This window comes from Aquiflexum balticum DSM 16537 (genome assembly GCF_900176595.1).
Lineage (GTDB): Bacteria > Bacteroidota > Bacteroidia > Cytophagales > Cyclobacteriaceae > Aquiflexum > Aquiflexum balticum.
This window is the reverse complement of sequence record NZ_LT838813.1, coordinates 2,262,717-2,279,709: the sequence shown is the minus strand read 5'-3', so window position 1 is coordinate 2,279,709 and position 16,993 is coordinate 2,262,717. Positions and strand designations below refer to the sequence as shown.

Genomic DNA, 16,993 nt, shown 5'->3' with positions numbered 1-16,993 from the left:
GCAATCTTCAAATTTATGCTTTAGTAAGCTGTTTGGCAATATCAGTTTGATAAGCGTTCCATGCTGGTATAAGAGAGGCAATAATTCCCACTAACACCGCATAAACCAGTATCCAAAGTTCTTCAGTAAGAAAGACCATAGCTGTCAAACCGCTTATTGCTCCTTGTTCATTCTGCATAACGAGAACCGCCAAAAAAAGGTGCCCCATCACAATCCCAACTATCGCTCCCAAAACTGTTAGGATTACACCTTCCAATACAATGTGTAAAAACAACTGCCCACTTGAAGCTCCCAATGTTCTCATTACAGCCAAATCATATTTTCTTTCTTTAAGAGAATTGAACAGCGCAATGAATATCCCAAGTCCTGCTATGATGATGATAACGATGGCAAGTCCCTGAATAAGTTTCACTCCTATCCCAAGCAATTCAAAAAGTCTTGAAATTTCAAAGGAAGGAGAAGCTGCCTGTAAAGCACTTTTACTGTTGATAAATCTTGGTAACTGCACCGCAGCTATTGGATTTCTATATTGAATGAGTAGCGAGGTAACTTCCCGATCATCATCCGTTTCAGGAAATCCTGTTTTTGCTACAGGTTTCTCAAATATTTCATGGTCATGACCTTCATCGTGGGTATACCAGACAGACTCAATACTTGTCAGGATCAATTTATCCAAGACATTTCCCATTGGATTCAAAATTCCAGAAACCTTATAGGGGTGTTCATCATGTTCATGGCTGCTACTGCCAATCCCATGAGAACCTATAAATGTATCTCCAATACCCAGACCCAGTTTAACAGCTGTTTCACTGCCCAAAACCACTTCGAAAGGTTTATCCCAAGCAGCCCCCGCAGACATTTGGGCATTATAGAGTTCAAGATAATCGTGATTGGTCCCGACAATTCTATAACCTTGGTAATTGTCACCCATACCCAAAGGAATGATGTTTTTCACCAGTCGGTTTTTGGAAAGAGCTATGGCATCCGCCATATCAATATTGCCGGTTGGAAAATCAATGTGATAAATGCTTGAAAGGATAAGTTGCAAGGGACTTCCTTTGGCGCCTACGACCAAGTCAATACCCTCGGCATCTTTGGTCATCTTATTTTCAAACTGATCCTGAATCAAAATCAGAACGGTAATGATGGCAAGGCCCAAAGCCAATAAAAGGATGTTGAGTCCAGTATTCAGTGGTTTGGCAATCAGGTATTTCCAACTCAGTTTGATCATGTTCATAATTTGGCTCCTATGAGTATTTGGTTGGAAATATGGTCTTTAACCCTTTGGTCGTGGGTAACGATGATCAAAACTGCTTTGTATTTTTCAGCTTCCTGTTGTAGAAGCTTAATGACATTATCTGCATTTTCATCATCAAGGCTTGCTGTAGGCTCATCTGCCAGGATTACTTTTGGATTGTTGACCAGTGCCCTTGCAATCGAAACTCTCTGTGCTTCCCCTTCACTCAATGTATTGACATTGGCTTTTCTCTTTTCATATATCCCCAGTTCCTTCAATAGGGGTTCAATCAACCGGTTTGATTCTCCGGCAAAAAAATTCGCGATCTTCAGATTTTCTTCCACATTGAGTGCGGAAAGAATATGGGGTTTTTGAAAAATTATCCCTACATTTTTTCCTCTGAATTTATCGAGTGTAGCACCGCTGAGGGAATAAACTGAGGTTCCGTTGATTTTAACCTCACCTGATTTTGGTTTCAACAATCCCCCAAGGATATTGAGAATGGTGGTTTTTCCACTTCCTGATTTTCCAATTATCAATAATTGATCCCCTGCATCCAAGTTGATGTCAGGTATTTTGAATTTTTGGTCCGAATTATAGTAGAAATCAATATTATTAGCTTGGAGTATCATTAGATTTTCACTGGAATTGAAATATTAAACGTAGTTCCTTTTCCCTGATCACTTTCAAAGGTAATATCACCATTCAGCACTTCGATACTTTTTTTCACAATCGAGAGACCCAACCCTGAACCTTCTATAATGCCTACATTTTTTGCTCTGAAAAACCTGTCAAAAAGCTGATCCTGTTCTTTTTTCGGAATACCTATTCCTTTGTCTTCAATGGTGGCTTTCAGCATTCCGGCTTCCTCCCATACAGTAAAGTTGACTTCTTGTCCATCCTTGGAATATTTACAGGCATTGGATAGCAGATTTTCAAATATCTGATATAGAAGATCCGAATCTGAAACAATTGTCTTGGGAAGATTATTGAATTTGGTGTTTATTTTGACGTCATGTTCTGACCCGGCTTTTACCACATCGATCACCTCATTTAGCATTGCCATGACAAACATCTTTTTTGGCTTGAAGTCAATTTTATTTGCATCGGCTTTTCCAAAAAACAACACGGATGTCAGAAGACTGTTCAGGTTCCGAACAGAATTTTCGATTTTCTGCGCATGTTTCATGATTTTTGCCTTAAAAGGGTGATCCCTTTCGGCATAATTGGCGAGCAGTTGGGCAGAACTTAGAATTGAAGTCAAAGGTGTTTTGAATCCATGGGAGACGTTGAGTACGATTCTTGATTTCAATTCACCTACTTCTCTTTCTTTTTCCAATGCCCTGGTCAGTTCCTTATTGGCGTCAGCAAGATCTTTTGTCCTTTGCCTTACCTTTTCTTCCAACTCGTTATTGAGTTTTTGAAGCTCTTTCTCTTTTCTGTCCTTAAAAATCGCCAATTCAATAACCATATTGAGTTCCCGGATATTAAAGGGCTTGATCACATAAGCACTTGGATTGGTCCCCACTACTTTGGTGAGTGTTTCTGCATCTGAACTTGCACTCAGGTAGACTACGGGAATATCATACTTTTCATTGATGATTTCAGTAGTTTTGATTCCATCCAACTCACCGGCCAAGTTGATATCCATCATCACAATATCTGCTTGGTTTTCTTCAAGGATCTCCAATGCTCTTTCTCCGGAGTCTGAAATACCAATGATCTGATGATTATTTTTTTCTAATGCTTTTTTGAGCAACAAGGCTGAGACGTGATCGTCTTCTGTAATTAAAATCCGGAGTGGGAACATGTTTGCTATTTATTGAGGACGCAAATTACAAGTTTAAATCATTTACGAAAATCATTTTTTACCTAAAGGCAAGATTACTTTAACCTTTGTACCCTGATTTTTAACACTTTTAATAAAAATCTCACCACCAAGGATATCAACTAGATTTTTTGTAATTGTTAATCCTAGGCCTGTGCCTTCAAAACTCCTACCATACCCACTGCTTTCCTGTTCAAATGGACTGAAGAGAATTTTTTGAAAATCCTCACTCATCCCGATTCCCTGATCTTTTACCTCCAGTTCAATTTGGTCAGAGTTGCCTCTCAGTTTGACGGAAATCATTCCTTCATTGGAATACTTGATGGCATTGCCTACGAGATTGTTCAATATCATTTCAAAATACCGTCCGTCAATCAGCCCAATCAGGGGTTGTGTCTCGTATTTTGTTGAAAGCAATAAACCTTTCCTTACAGCCATTTCTTTTAGCGGCAGCAGGATTTTGGCCAACAAATCATTGATATTGGTTTCCTTATAAACAACCTCCATTTTTTTTGCTTCCAATTTGGATAGATCCAAAATACTGTTGATGGTACTCAGCAGCCTTTCTCCTGATTCCTGAATGATTTCAAGCTGCGAAACTAACCCATCATCTTTATTCTTTTGGATCAGGATGTTTTCAGTTATACCCAAAATACCGTTTAAGGGTGTCCTGATTTCGTGGCTGATATTGGAAAGGAAATTGGATTTGAGACGATTGGCTTCTTCTGCTTTTTCTTTGGCTTTCTCCAAACCGACTTCATAAGCCTTTTTTACTGTGATATCTCTGAAAACAGATAAATTCAACTTAACCCCTTCAAATTCAGACTTAAGCTTGACGACATATAGCTCAATTTGCTTTGATCCGCTCCTAAACGGAATGTCCAATTCAAAAACTTCCCCGTTGCTGTCAGGATTATTGATGGATTTGATGATTGAAGGACTTGTTTTAAAATAAAATTCAGGTTCGGCAAATAATTCATGTACCCATCTTTTTTCAATTTCCTCTGAGGTTATTTCTGCCATTTTTTCCAAACTCGGATTAATTGCAAGCACTTTACCTTTGTCATCAGACAGCATCAAACCATCTTTGGAACTTTGCCAGACATTTTTAAACTGATCTTCAATATTGATTACTTGCTTACTCTTCTCATCCACTGCCTTTTTGAGAACACCTTGTTTTCGAAATGAATTGAGCAAGGAGTTCAAAAGAAATCCGATGAGCAGAAAAACCAATAATAAAGTTATAACAAACCAAAACTGCAGGTAAATGGGTCTAAGGATCCTGAAACTGTCCGAATTTACCTCTCTCTCGCCATATACCCCATCGAACCCCGCCTGAAGCTTCAGCTTGTACTCTCCTGCCGGAAGATTATTGAAAGTCAAAACATTGGTCCTTGGATTAACCAGTTCAATCCAGTCCTCGTGAAATCCTTCCAAAAGATACCTTACCACCAAATCATTGGATTGAAGGAAACTGACTGCTTGAAAAGTAATCTGAATATTATTGTTTCCAAATGGAATGCGTTCTAAATCAACTTCACCTTCTTTGAAGCCAAGAACTTCTACCTTAATGATGTCAGTCAGCGGGTAATTTTGGTATTCTTTATTTTCCCCTGGAAAAAAAACAGAAAGCCCCTTACTGGTACCAATCAAAATCTCCCCAGCATCCCCTTCCAATAATGCGCCTCTGTTGACCTCAGAACCTATCAATCCATTTTTCTCATTGAAATTTATAATATCTTCCTCTCCTATTCTGTAAAGGCCAAGGTCAGTGCCGGCCCAAAGGTATCCTTGGGAATCTTTTAATATGGCATAAACAGGTCTATCGATTTTTTCATTGTTGACCATATAAAAATCAAAAATACCATTACAGTACTTTTTCAATCCTTTTTCAGTTCCCAAAATAAGGCAATCCCCGTCTTCCAAAAAATCATAACCTACAGTACTGAATACCTGATCCGTAGCTACAAAATTTTGATCCTCCGGCAGGTTCCCTCCTTGCATGATGATCATTCTGCCATCCTGCAACTTATCCACCTTTCTTACATAAGCCACGGATTGATTTAATTCCTTCAAAAAAGTATCCATTATTTCATTTTGAAAATGCTGTCCCTTTCTGCTGTATATGGTAGAAAGGTAAATCCTGTCCCTAGTTACAATGAAAAGACTATCTCCTATGGATTTTACAGCAGACACAAATTTCAAGTCAGGACTGGGCTGAAATTCCAGTTCCATTGTTTTGGGATTTATCCTGCCCATACCGTTCAGATTTGAGGAAAACCAAACGATCCCATTTTTGTCCTGATCAAAATTCGTAATTCTGAATTTTGGGTGACCTATAATTTTGGTGTCGCCTAAAAGAGTCCTCAATTTATCCTTTTGCCAATACTGTAGCCCATTATTGAATCCAAGTAAATAGGATTGGCCATCCAACTTTAAAATAGCCGAAACCTCATCATCCATCAAAAATTTAGAATCATAATTTAAAAATCTCAAAGAATTGATATTTACCAAGCCTCTGTCACTGCTTATCCAAATAATTCCCTCCCGATCTACCAGAAAACTATTGATATGGTATGCTTTTAAACTTTCATAAGCATCTATTTCCAGGACCAACCCTGTTTCGGGATTGTATTTATACAGTTGGGAATTGAAATTGAAATAAACATCTCCTTCAAAAACCTGGAGATTACTATAATTTGCCAGACTGAAAATATCCCTGACAAATCCCTTTGCTACTACCTTATCCGGTTCAAGGATGTTTTTACCTACCGCAAGAAAATCATCCCCTAAATAATAGTATGAATTGGCTGTTTCTTCATAGACTAAATGTTGGACAGGAGACGGAAGCTCTATTCCTTCAAAATAAAAAGAACTCAAAACACCATTTTTATATTGCAAAGAGCCATTTCTAAAAAACAGAAGTACGGATTCTCCCCAATTATAGGATGCGGAAAATTCTCCCAATTCTCCATAAGTGTAGGGATAATTGCTCCATGTTCCCGATTCCGAACTTCCAAAAACAATATTTTTTTCATTGATGAAAAAGAGGACTTCCCCCTCCAAAATCCTGTTCTTTGAAAATCTGAAATAATTCAGTTCCATCCCCTTCAGGATAGATTCGGGAATTTCCACCTCATGCCATTTGGCCCCTGAGAAGAAGTATACTTTTGGAATATTAGTTTGGTTATACACCCAAATTTGATTCATTTCATCCTGGAACATGGCCGCAGAACTTGAAAGTTGGCTTTGAATAGAATCAGGAACCGGATAAGTGAAAAATCCATCAGAATAAAAAATTCCCAAAGAAGTATTGAACCAAACCAAACCTTTTTCATCCTGTATGACCTCTGAAATCATATCAGTAGGCAGTTCCACCCCTTTTATTTGATTATTAAAAAGAAAATTCTGGGCAAGGCCAAAATGGCTGGCTAAAAGAAATAAATAAAGGAGTGCTTTCTTTTGCATAAGGGGACTACAATACCGCGTAAATTATAAAAAGATATGGATAGAATAAATTAAATGGATATTGTTTCCTAATTCTTTTTGTCGTGGGGCTTATTCTTTTAATTTTGTGCAAACTTTAAATATCGATACATGAGTGTTTTAGTCAATAAAGATTCCAAAGTGATCGTGCAGGGCTTTACTGGATCAGAAGGTTCCTTCCACGCACAGCAAATGATAGAATACGGTACCAATGTTGTCGGCGGGGTGACCCCAGGAAAAGGCGGCACCATCCATTTGGAAAAACCGGTTTTTAATTCTGTAGAAGAGGCTGTGACCAAGACAGGCGCAAATACCTCCATTATTTTCGTTCCGCCTGCATTTGCGGCAGATGCCATCATGGAAGCAGCCGAGGCGGGCATCAAAGTAATCATTGCCATTACTGAGGGAATTCCTGTAGCTGACATGATGAAAGCCAAACCATATATCAAAGAAAAAGGCGCTATATTGATTGGTCCAAATTGTCCGGGCGTTATTACTCCGGGAGAAGCCAAAGTGGGCATAATGCCAGGATTTGTGTTCAAAAAAGGCAGGATAGGTATTGTTTCCAAATCAGGAACTTTGACTTACGAAGCAGCAGATCAGGTTGCTAAGGCAGGAATGGGAGTTTCCACTGCCATAGGTATTGGCGGGGATCCTATCATTGGAACCTCCACCAAAGACGCTGTTCAGCTGTTGATGGAAGATCCTGAAACAGATGCCATCGTGATGATCGGTGAAATCGGTGGAAATTATGAAGCTGATGCCGCCAAATGGATCAGAGAAAACGGTAATAAAAAACCTGTGGTAGGATTTATCGCAGGACAGACAGCCCCTCCCGGACGTAGGATGGGTCATGCCGGCGCCATCATAGGAGGTGCTGACGATACTGCTGCTGCCAAAATGAGAATTATGGCCGAAAACGGCATCCATGTAGCTGAAAGCCCTGCCGAAATCGGCGCGGTGATGGCGAAGGTGTTGGGTGTTGTTGCTTGATTTTAGTCCCGATAGCTATCGGGATAGAATTTAGATTTGAAACCGCTCTGAGAAATTTGGGGCGGTTTTTTTGTGCTTATTGTAAATGGTAAGGTTGGTTAAAAGAATTTTCTGAAGAGAATTATTTTTCGATGATTAAAGGGAACACATATTATATCATTTTCAAAACCCAAATTTTAGTTTTTTAATATGAGATGAAAAAAAATCAAATTGTAAAAGAATAAAGGTTCTAAAAAAAGCTGATTATGAATATTTTAACTTAAATTAAATCAAATATGGAAACATCGGACCCTTTAGAAGAAAAAGCATTAGAAGAAATAAAAAAGGATGAGAAAGTCCAAAGGGCATTGATTGAGACTTCAGTTTCTGCTCAAAAAGGAAGCGCTGTTGCTTTAAAAAAAGAAGCTCCTATAATGGGCATAACCATAATTATTTTTTTGGGCTGTGGTGTTCTTTATTTTCTATTAGGTTGGAAACGAATACCAATAACCAGCAGTTATATTCCCTTGGCCCAGAAAATTGTGCTTGCGGTCATGTTGATTTCCTTGGTGTTGTTGGCGACAAGACTATTAAAAAAAATAGTTGACCGTAAGATAGAAGATAAAACCAAGGAATTTAATTTCAATCGGATTGCTGACTTTTTCGGAGCTCTGTTTATACTTATCATCATCCTTTCACTGTTGTTTGCAAACTGGTATGCAGCCGCGGTTTCATTTGGTATTGTATCGCTTGTACTCGGCTTTGCTTTACAAAATCTCATCACGAGTTTCTTTGGATGGCTATACATTCTCATTCGAAAGCCTTATGAAGTCGGTGATCGGATACGGATTGGAAATGTCTTTGGCGATGTAATCAATGTTAGCTATTTGGATACAACCTTGTGGGAATTTAATGGCGACTATCTATCCGCAGACCATCCGAGTGGCCGTATTATAAGATTTGCCAACTCAAAAGTATTCAGTGAATATGTCTATAATTATTCGTGGCCCCTATTCCCTTTCATCTGGAATGAACTCAGTTTTTTCATAGCTTATAATAGCGATTTTAAATTTACCAGCGAAACCATAAAACGAACTGTCGAAAAAGAAATAGGTGAAGCAATGGTCCGAAGGGTTAAGCGCTTCAAAAAAATCCTGGCTGACACTCCTGTAGATGAACTGCATGTAAATGAATATCCATCTGTTATTTTAAAGGCCCATGAAAACACATGGATAGAAGTGATAGTGCGGTATTTGGTAGAACCGAAAAACTCAGGACCTGTAAAGAAAGTACTTTTTGAAAGTGTGATGGAAGAACTCAAGAAAAATCCGGAAAAGGTGATTTTTCCGAATACAAAAATGGTGTGATTTTGATTTTATCATAAAAACCGTTGGATTGTTATTTACCTATCTTTATATCTTTCCATAATAATTTGCTTGATAATGATGTTTTTTTCTTCAAGCCTTAATTACCTCTAATATTAGTATAAGAATTAAATTGGCCAATCAAAGATGGAAAAAGAGCTGGAAACATTTTATCCCACATCCCGCAAAGAATGGCGGGAATGGCTACAAAGCAATCACCATAAAAAAGAGTCTGTTTGGCTGATCTACTATAAAAAGAAAGCCAAAGTCCCAACAATAGCCTATGGGGAAGCGGTTGATGAGGCGCTTTGCTTTGGTTGGATAGATAGCAAAGCAAAACCGATCGACAAGGATAAATTTATGCAGTTTTTCAGCAAAAGGAAAGAGAATAGCGTTTGGTCAAAAGTGAATAAAGAAAAAGTCGAACGCCTAATTCAAGAAGGTCTGATGACAGAAGCGGGTTTTGCAATCATAGAGAAGGCAAAACAAAACGGATCTTGGACAATTTTAGACCAAGCTGAAGCGCTGATCATCCCTAAAGATTTAGAAGATGAATTTCAAAAAAGGCCAAATGCAAAAGACTATTTCATAGGGTTAAGCAGATCAGACAAACGGAATATTCTGCAATGGCTTGTTCTTGCCAAACGTCAGGAAACAAGACAGAGACGAATTGAAGAAATCGTAGAACTGGCGGGCCAAAACCTAAAACCAAAACAGTTCAGATAAGTAATCATGCAGGAGATTGCCATTTACCCTTGCTTAGGTCAATTTTCCTCGACTTCTTCGATCTTAGGTTATCGATCATCGGTGACGCACATCTCACACCATTCCCTTCCAAAAAGCAAAGGAAACTTAGCAAGTGGTCCATTTTCGGATAATCTAATTTTTTTCTTAAAAAACATCTGGTATATTTTGAATGACCCCGATAATCAATAAATTGTTCTGCAAAATAGGCGGAAACCGAAAAGCCAAAAGAGTAGGTAAAAAATTCATGAAGCTTTGTAATATGAGAGTATTTGTTTTAGGGATTGTGGCTTGCCTTTTATTTTTGGGAATCGAGGCAAATGCCCAGGGCTTTGGAGTCAGGTCAGGCTACCAGGTTGCCTATACAAATAATAATGGAAACCGGATAGGCGATGGTCTAGGGCATTTCTATCTAGGGGCTTTTAGAAATAATAAATTAGGTATTGGAAGTTTGTTGATGCTGCATACGGGTGTGGAATACATGCAAAAAGGACATAGGACAGATGATGCCAATTTCAGAAAAATGGATTATTTGAGTATACCTGTTGGCCTTAGGACAAAGTTCGGTCCTATGTTTGCCCAAGTAGGTGTCAACGGGAATTTCAAACTGTCTGAAACGTATGAAGTCAACGGTTCAGATGCCCTGACCAGCAGCAATGAAACCAATTCATTTGATCTTCCGGCCCATATTGGTCTAGGGATAAAAGTACTGATCTTTGAATTAGAAGCAAGATATCATCAGGGATTTTTGGATGTCAACGACGGCAACAAAAATTCCTACTTACAAATCGGTTTAGCCATCGGGTTATGACAAAATATCACTTCAAAGAGATGGGGCTAATGTGCCTACTATTGTTCTTTTTTTTCGGTTGCCAAAATACAGAACGAAAGCAGTCTTCAAATTTTGATAGGGAATTGTTTTTGGATGAAATGCCTTCGAGAGAACCTTATCACGGACTTAAGTGGGAAAAAGTATCAGGTGCAGGAATAGAGTTTTGGGCACAGAAAAACGAAGAGCTTCAAGTTGGAATAAGCGAAACATTACCGGGAGCTTTTATTGAGAAAATCGAAAACGGCCAGCCCGTAGCCATAGGATTGGCCATTCAGGTCTTTGATCTTAAAAACGGCGAAATTGAAGATGTGTTGGAGTATCTCAAAGACTTTGAAGATTGGGATGAGGAGGAACTTTGTGCCTTCGAAAAAATTGAATCCCCGCGTAAGGGAGTTGACAGGTATGTATTGAGGCCTACGGGCAAAGCCCTCCAGGAATATGAGGAAAAAGCCGCAAACGAACCGATTACGACAACCTGTGGCAGCTGGGGTATGGGTAACAGTGGTATCAGGTATTTTGAAATTCACCAAAGTAACCCCAAAAAAGCTTTATTTATTGAAATAGGGCAAGAAGCACCTTTGTTTGATGAAAACAGCATTATAGTCAGGTGATTTTATTTCAAAAAGAAAACGGAGTCATTATTATTTATGACTCCGTGCCTTATCGCTCAGTTTATTTTGTGATTTTTGTTGTAGTTGGATTGTAAATTCCAAATGTCACAGCACTGATGAGCCCATCCACAAAGGTATGTGAAATAGATACCTCATAATCTGTGGCGTCTCCTGCCATTGCGGTTGGGTCAGAAGTTTTACCTGTCGCCAAACCATAAATAAAGAAATGATTTTTTTCCTTTACTTCAATTCCTGATTGTGGTCCCTCTCCCACCGAATAAGTAAGAGAATAACAAGATGGTAAGAGAAATGCCAGGGTTAAAATGAAAGCAAGGTTCACAAAGTTTTTTTTCATAATATTTAGATTTAACTGTCCTACTCATCAGGCTTTTCGGTTTCGCCCCGTTTTTTGAATTGTGGTTTCTGGTCTCCACTTTTTTTATTGCATTAGAAATTTCTCGATATCAAAGTTTAATGGAGATAGATGGATCATTGATAAACCAAGCTACAGCCAAAGAAGAGCGGCTTGACCTGCCCCAAATCGGAATGTCTAAAACCTGACACCAAGGTTGATCGTACCGAAATAAATCGGTTGCTCACCTTCAAAATTCCGGATCGGATGCGGATTGCTTTGTGCGGCCAGATAATAAAAACCGTGTTGGGTACTCAGATAGGGACTAAATTTCATTTTATCTCTCTTTTCCTTCCTGAAAAGTTCGAGCCGATATCCCAACAATAGACCGACTTCATAATCCCAGCTGTTATAATCTTTCCCATCTATCACGTTGTTTCTGTTGAAACCCGGACCGATAGCCTGATAGATTTCAGCGTGAAGCCCTTTCCAAAAAAATTGTCGGTAGCCAAATGTCAGGGCATAATTGGAAAATTCGCCTTCATCTTCCCGGAATTCAAATGGCCTGATATGAAAACCGACGTAAACATCACCGGCAAGGTCGTTTTGTCTCCAGGTTTCATAAGTTACCTGTCCTTTGTAAATATTTCCCGGAAAAATCGGCCATAGAATATTGACTTCCGCCCCCCATTTTTTACCTTGATAACCTTCATTTTGTGCCTGTGCATACTGCACCAGGCTGAAAAATAATAAAACTGCAATTGTGATTTTTCTCATTATACCAATATTTTAATAGTTAATACTGGTACGAAAGTCGGGTGCGAGGAAAGAAAAATGATTGACTTTGGTCAAGAAAGGCCTTTTGTAGGATTATTTTCTTGCCCGTATTCTACTTAAAGTTTCCGGTTGTATACCCAAATAGGAAGCGAGCATGTACTGGGGCACTTCCTGAAGCAACTTGGAATTACGGTCCAATAATTCCTGGTATCTACTCTCCGGTGTACTATGTAAAAAAGAATCAAGTCTTTTAGCTACGGTTAAATATAAATTTTCTGCAATAAACCTGCCCAGCCTTTCCATGTTTTTATGCTTTTCGTAAAGTAGATTAAGATCTGTTTTTTTGATCTTGTAAATCACTGAGGGTTTCAGGGATTCTATATAATGTTCAGATGGTTTACCAGTCAGAAAGCTCCTGTAATTGGTCACAAAATCTCCTGGAAAAAAGAACGCTGTTACTTTTTCCTCTCCTTCCTGTACATAGTAAAACCGAAAAATGCCTTCTGCAATAAAAGCAATGAAGTCGCAGCTTTCCCCCTGCCTAATCAAAAAATCCTTTTTTTTTAATTCTTCTTTTTGGAAACAAGGAGCAAAGTCATTCCATTCATTGTCTGTAAGGGGCAGGAAATTATTAAAATAAGCTCTGATTTGTTCCATTTGTTTTTTAATGTTGGTGCAATAAAGGGTTTTTAGGTATTCCTGCGTTATTTTGGCATAGTTAATTTAAAACATTCAAAAAAATTTAAAGTATACAGTTAACTCTTATTTTTTGAAGAAAATCCGTTGAACTTAATTTTATCGTTTGAAAAGTAAAACGTTGATAAAGGACCCATTGTTTTCTATTGGTTTATCAAAATAATCTTGGCTATAATCCAAAGCACCTAAAAAAGGAATTAAAAAGAATTTTTTATCTGCGATATCCTTCAATTGCATTATATTTAATCTGTATATCCGCTTTCTTACCAGTAAGCTTAATAACCAATTGAAATGTCTGAAAAAATGCTTGAATTTTGGATTCTTCGGTCATCGGTCTTCGGTCTTCGGTCCCGTTTACAGAATTAGATAGGCGAACTGGCATGATTGCGGATAATCATAATATTTAAATAAAAGCTTCATCGTGCGCAATTTCCCTTCCTACAAACAAAACAAACCTTCCGGTCATTATGATGCCATTGTCATCGGATCGGGCTTGGGCGGGCTAACCACCGCCGCACTTCTTTCCAAGCAGGGGCAAAAAGTGTTGGTACTTGAAAAGCACTATACTATCGGAGGTTTTACCCATGTTTTTAAAAGAAAGGATTATGAATGGGATGTGGGTATTCACTATGTCGGTGATATGCACAATGACCGAAAACTTATGCCCCGTCTTTTCGGATATATCACGCAGGGAAAACTCGAGTGGCAGGACATGGGAGAGGTGTATGATAAAATTGTCTTTGGGGATAAAACCTATGATCTGGTAAAAGGCCGTAAAAACCTCGTTGCCAAACTAAAATCTGAATTTGATACTCCTGAGAATCATGCTGCCATTGACCGCTATATGGAGGCAGTGAAAAATGTAATTGTAAGCAGCAAAGATTTCTATAGCATGAAAGTGGTTCCCGGATTGGTCGGGAAATGGATTCGAAAATGGACTTCAAGAAAATTCCACAAATTCTCGGATATCAGCACACTGGAAATGCTAAAATCCTTAACTGATAATGAAAAACTGATTGGAGTACTTTGTGGCCAATATGGGGATTATGGGCTTCCTCCGGCACAAAGCAGTTTTGCCATGCATGCAATTCTTGTCAATCACTATTTCAACGGAGGATACTTCCCTGTGGGGGGTTCTGCAAAAATTGCAGAGAGCATTTATCCCCTTGTCAGAGCAGCAGGAGGAGATGTGTATTCCAATGCGGAGGTAAAGGGGATTATTTTTGAAGGAAATAAAGCGGTTGGGGTTCGAATGCCAGATGACCACGAACTAAAAGCAGATAGAATCATCAGCAATGCGGGAGTGTTCAATACCTTTCAAAAACTCATCCCCAAGGAGCATCCCCTTTATCCTAAGCTGGAACGGCATTTTGATGGATTGCGTGCATCAGTAGCACATAGTTGTCTGTATATCGGTTTGAAGAAAAACAGTAAGGAACTTCAATTGCCTACTTCTAATTTTTGGATTTATCCAGGTTATGACCACGATAAAAATGTCAGTGAATACCTCACCAATCCGGATGACAAGCCATTTCCCGTGGTATATATTTCTTTTCCTTCGTCCAAAGATCCGGATTGGGAAAAGCGATATCCCGGGTCCTCCACCATCGAGATTATCTCGCTTGCCCCCTATGATTGGTTTAAAGCCTGGGAAAATACCCGATGGGGGAAAAGGGGAGAGGATTATGAAGCCCTGAAAGAGAAATGGTCTTTAAAGTTATTGGAAAGTCTCTACCAACAACTTCCGCACCTGAGAGGACAGATAGATTATTACGAGCTTTCTACGCCCTTATCCACTAAAAACTTTACAGGATACCAATCAGGTGAAATATATGGTCTGGAACATAGTCCGAGCAGATTTCGAAATGAACACCTCACTCCCCATACGCCATTTAAAAACCTTTACCTCACTGGGCAGGATATCGTTTCCTGTGGAATAGGAGGGGCATTGATGAGCGGTCTGATTACTTCATCGGCTATTTTGAAGAAAAACCTGATCAAAACTATTATGAAATGAAAGCATGTTTCCATTGAAATCCCAGAATTGTTATTTGAAAATCCATTGATTTATTGAAAAGTTTGAGATTGAAGATGGAAAAAGAACTAGAAATGCGATTAAGATTTTGGAATTGTCCAATTATCCGGCTGATTTGATTAGGGAAGCGCAGGAGATCAGTTCTTCTTTAGGAGCAGGGAGTTTTAAAGATTGAGATAATTTAAAATTATTTTCCAACTAGGTTAGGCATATAATACTATTATGATTGATAGATTCAAATATTTAAGCATAACTTTCAATTATAATTGAAGTTTATTGTATATTTGCCATAAGTATATCCTATAATTGAAATGATTGAATACATCGAAAGACCTCTTTATATTGATCGTTTGAAACCCTTTATCGGAAAATCATTGATCAAGGTGTTAATTGGACAGCGAAGGGTTGGTAAAAGCTTTCTATTGATGCAACTGAGAGACCTTATTAAGAAAGCAAGTCCTGATATCGAAATAATCTTTATCAATAAAGAGCAATATGAGTTTTCAGAAATAAGGAATTCGAATGACCTATTTAACTATTTGAAAGAAAATGTAAAAGGAAACGGAAAAGTAGCGCTATTTATAGATGAAATTCAGGATATTGAATCATTTGAGATTACATTAAGAGACCTTGTCACTAGAGGTAATTTCGATATTTACTGTACCGGGAGCAATGCTAATTTGCTTTCAAGCGAGCTCGCAACTTTTTTGGGTGGAAGGTATATTGAAATAAAGGTTTTTGGACTTAGTTACGCAGAGTATTTGATATTTTACAATTTACAGGATTCTGTGAATACCTTTCAGAATTATTTAAAATTTGGAGGTTTACCTTACCTAATCAATTTGGATCCTGAAATACAAATAGCCTATGAATACCTGAAAAATATTTATAACACCATATTGCTCAAAGATGTAGTATCAAGATTTAATGTTAGAAACGTAAAATTCCTTGAAAACCTAATTACATTTTTAGCAGATAATTTGGGTAGCATCGTCTCCTCAAAAAAAATTAGCGATTATTTAAAATCTCAGAAAATAAATATTTCAACTCAGGTGGTAATCGATTATCTAGGATATCTTGAAGCATCATTTTTGATTTTCAAGGTAAAACGAACAGGAATAGAGGGGAAAAAAGTATTCGAAATAGGAGAAAAATATTTCTTTGAGGATATTGGAATCAGGAATTCAATTGTTGGTTATAAAGCCAATGACATACATAAAATCCTTGAAAACGTGGTTTACCTGCACTTGCGAATGGCAGGATACGAAGTATCTGTTGGCTTGGAAGGGAAGAAAGAAATCGATTTTATCGCTCAGAAATCAGGAGAAAAAATTTATGTACAAGTGGCATATTTGCTGACAAATGAGGAGACAATAAATCGAGAATACGGGAATTTACTTGAAATCCAGGATAATTTCCCCAAATATGTTGTAACAATGGATGAATTGACTGAGACATCAACTCACAAAGGAATAAACCGAATGCACATTAAAGACTTTTGTTTGAAAATGGTTAATTGATATTTCCTATGAAGTTTGTTTTCAAAATGTCAATTACAAATTATTGGAATTCGCTTTCTTTCAAGTATAGAATATTTTACAGACTGGTCTCGGCAAGCCTGTCTGCTGATGGCAGGCTCGACCATCCCCTTTTAATCTTAAGCTATTCCGTTCACCGAGCCTGCCGAGGTTGTAGAAAATGATATATTGCTACTGGTGAATTTGCGGATATACAAGTTCAATTAATTACTTCCTGTATTTAACTCTTCCTCTTTATCCAATCCATGCTTTTCTTCAAACTTGTTCCTTTTGATTTCGAAGCGGTCAATCTCAGCATTGATGATATCAAGTGTTTCATTAAACCTGGAGAACAAATCCCCCATATTCTTTTCCATCTCTGAGAAGTTGAATTCCATGGCATCCATCTGAAGCTTTGAAGACTTTTCCACCATGGCCACCTGACTGTTTTTAAGGTCTTCCATCATCCTTAAAGCCCTATCCATTTTTTCTAATTTTTGATAATTATTCATAGCTTTTTGATTGTTTTTTATTGGATTAGT

Annotated in this window: 15 protein-coding genes; 7 read left to right on the top strand and 8 right to left on the bottom strand. The window is 38.1% G+C overall.

Features of this window, described 5'->3' with window-relative positions:
* Positions 1-13: 13 nt before the first annotated feature.
* The 4 genes from B9A52_RS09785 to B9A52_RS09770 are packed head-to-tail and all read right to left on the bottom strand — an operon-like array spanning position 14 to position 6,443.
* A complete protein-coding gene (locus B9A52_RS09785) occupies positions 14-1,237 on the bottom strand; it encodes an ABC transporter permease (RefSeq protein ID WP_084120191.1) in 1,224 nt (407 codons plus the stop codon).
* Entirely contained in the window at positions 1,234-1,869 is a 636-nt protein-coding gene (locus tag B9A52_RS09780; RefSeq protein ID WP_084120190.1) for an ABC transporter ATP-binding protein, read from the bottom strand. Before B9A52_RS09780 ends, B9A52_RS09785 begins: the two co-directional genes overlap by 4 nt.
* Positions 1,869-3,047, bottom strand: coding sequence for a hybrid sensor histidine kinase/response regulator (locus tag B9A52_RS09775; RefSeq protein ID WP_084120189.1), 1,179 nt, complete (start codon positions 3,045-3,047; stop codon positions 1,869-1,871). The genes B9A52_RS09780 and B9A52_RS09775 overlap by 1 nt, the downstream gene beginning before the upstream one ends.
* A 51-nt stretch (positions 3,048-3,098) precedes the next feature.
* Positions 3,099-6,443 carry an ATP-binding protein gene (locus B9A52_RS09770; protein WP_231955549.1) on the bottom strand — a complete coding sequence of 1,115 codons (3,345 nt, stop codon included), beginning with the start codon at positions 6,441-6,443 and terminating at the stop codon, positions 3,099-3,101.
* 219 nt (positions 6,444-6,662) lie between these two features.
* Between B9A52_RS09770 and sucD the strand changes: the two genes are divergently transcribed.
* From sucD to B9A52_RS09745, 5 genes are all read left to right on the top strand, one after another.
* Positions 6,663-7,544 (top strand): succinate--CoA ligase subunit alpha, encoded by an 882-nt coding sequence (gene sucD, locus B9A52_RS09765; RefSeq protein ID WP_084120186.1) that lies wholly within the window; start codon positions 6,663-6,665, stop codon positions 7,542-7,544.
* Positions 7,545-7,819: 275 nt separating this feature from the next.
* Positions 7,820-8,890 carry a mechanosensitive ion channel family protein gene (locus B9A52_RS09760; protein ID WP_084120184.1) on the top strand — a complete coding sequence of 357 codons (1,071 nt, stop codon included), beginning with the start codon at positions 7,820-7,822 and terminating at the stop codon, positions 8,888-8,890.
* 144 nt (positions 8,891-9,034) lie between these two features.
* A complete protein-coding gene (locus B9A52_RS09755) occupies positions 9,035-9,613 on the top strand; it encodes a YdeI/OmpD-associated family protein (protein ID WP_084120183.1) in 579 nt (192 codons plus the stop codon).
* A gap of 280 nt (positions 9,614-9,893) precedes the next feature.
* Positions 9,894-10,442, top strand: a complete 549-nt coding sequence (locus B9A52_RS09750; RefSeq protein WP_172805192.1) for an outer membrane beta-barrel protein — start codon at positions 9,894-9,896, stop codon at positions 10,440-10,442.
* On the top strand, positions 10,439-11,074 hold the full coding sequence (locus tag B9A52_RS09745) for a hypothetical protein (protein WP_084120180.1): 636 nt from the start codon (positions 10,439-10,441) through the stop codon (positions 11,072-11,074). The genes B9A52_RS09750 and B9A52_RS09745 overlap by 4 nt, the downstream gene beginning before the upstream one ends.
* Positions 11,075-11,135: 61 nt before the next feature.
* Here the strand turns inward: B9A52_RS09745 and B9A52_RS09740 are convergent, their stop codons facing one another.
* The 3 genes from B9A52_RS09740 to B9A52_RS09730 form a co-directional block, all read right to left on the bottom strand.
* Positions 11,136-11,429, bottom strand: a complete 294-nt coding sequence (locus tag B9A52_RS09740; protein WP_084120179.1) for a Bor family protein — start codon at positions 11,427-11,429, stop codon at positions 11,136-11,138.
* A 195-nt stretch (positions 11,430-11,624) separates the two neighbouring features.
* On the bottom strand, positions 11,625-12,203 hold the full coding sequence (locus tag B9A52_RS09735) for a hypothetical protein (protein WP_084120177.1): 579 nt from the start codon (positions 12,201-12,203) through the stop codon (positions 11,625-11,627).
* Between the two features lie 93 nt (positions 12,204-12,296).
* On the bottom strand, positions 12,297-12,860 hold the full coding sequence (locus B9A52_RS09730) for a Crp/Fnr family transcriptional regulator (RefSeq protein ID WP_084120175.1): 564 nt from the start codon (positions 12,858-12,860) through the stop codon (positions 12,297-12,299).
* A gap of 460 nt (positions 12,861-13,320) precedes the next feature.
* On the opposite strand from B9A52_RS09730, the gene B9A52_RS09725 reads away from it, so the two are divergent.
* Positions 13,321-14,916 carry a phytoene desaturase family protein gene (locus B9A52_RS09725; RefSeq protein WP_084120173.1) on the top strand — a complete coding sequence of 532 codons (1,596 nt, stop codon included), beginning with the start codon at positions 13,321-13,323 and terminating at the stop codon, positions 14,914-14,916.
* A 329-nt stretch (positions 14,917-15,245) separates the two neighbouring features.
* On the top strand, positions 15,246-16,454 hold the full coding sequence (locus B9A52_RS09720; RefSeq protein ID WP_084120171.1) for an ATP-binding protein: 1,209 nt from the start codon (positions 15,246-15,248) through the stop codon (positions 16,452-16,454).
* A gap of 221 nt (positions 16,455-16,675) precedes the next feature.
* Here the strand turns inward: B9A52_RS09720 and B9A52_RS09715 are convergent, their stop codons facing one another.
* Positions 16,676-16,963, bottom strand: coding sequence for a hypothetical protein (locus B9A52_RS09715; RefSeq protein ID WP_084120169.1), 288 nt, complete (start codon positions 16,961-16,963; stop codon positions 16,676-16,678).
* Positions 16,964-16,993: the final 30 nt, after the last annotated feature.

What these genes read in the sequence shown, in the direction of transcription:
- B9A52_RS09730 (WP_084120175.1), bottom strand. Translation starts at nt 12,860, where the DNA reads ATGGAACAAATCAGAGCTTATTTTAATAATTTCCTGCCCCTTACAGAC.
- B9A52_RS09735 (WP_084120177.1), bottom strand. Translation starts at nt 12,203, where the DNA reads ATGAGAAAAATCACAATTGCAGTTTTATTATTTTTCAGCCTGGTGCAG.
- B9A52_RS09715 (WP_084120169.1), bottom strand. Translation starts at nt 16,963, where the DNA reads ATGAATAATTATCAAAAATTAGAAAAAATGGATAGGGCTTTAAGGATG.
- B9A52_RS09750 (WP_172805192.1), top strand. Translation starts at nt 9,894, where the DNA reads ATGAGAGTATTTGTTTTAGGGATTGTGGCTTGCCTTTTATTTTTGGGA.
- B9A52_RS09745 (WP_084120180.1), top strand. Translation starts at nt 10,439, where the DNA reads ATGACAAAATATCACTTCAAAGAGATGGGGCTAATGTGCCTACTATTG.
- B9A52_RS09740 (WP_084120179.1), bottom strand. Translation starts at nt 11,429, where the DNA reads ATGAAAAAAAACTTTGTGAACCTTGCTTTCATTTTAACCCTGGCATTT.
- B9A52_RS09760 (WP_084120184.1), top strand. Translation starts at nt 7,820, where the DNA reads ATGGAAACATCGGACCCTTTAGAAGAAAAAGCATTAGAAGAAATAAAA.
- B9A52_RS09775 (WP_084120189.1), bottom strand. Translation starts at nt 3,047, where the DNA reads ATGTTCCCACTCCGGATTTTAATTACAGAAGACGATCACGTCTCAGCC.
- B9A52_RS09755 (WP_084120183.1), top strand. Translation starts at nt 9,035, where the DNA reads ATGGAAAAAGAGCTGGAAACATTTTATCCCACATCCCGCAAAGAATGG.
- B9A52_RS09785 (WP_084120191.1), bottom strand. Translation starts at nt 1,237, where the DNA reads ATGAACATGATCAAACTGAGTTGGAAATACCTGATTGCCAAACCACTG.
- B9A52_RS09720 (WP_084120171.1), top strand. Translation starts at nt 15,246, where the DNA reads ATGATTGAATACATCGAAAGACCTCTTTATATTGATCGTTTGAAACCC.
- B9A52_RS09780 (WP_084120190.1), bottom strand. Translation starts at nt 1,869, where the DNA reads ATGATACTCCAAGCTAATAATATTGATTTCTACTATAATTCGGACCAA.
- sucD (WP_084120186.1), top strand. Translation starts at nt 6,663, where the DNA reads ATGAGTGTTTTAGTCAATAAAGATTCCAAAGTGATCGTGCAGGGCTTT.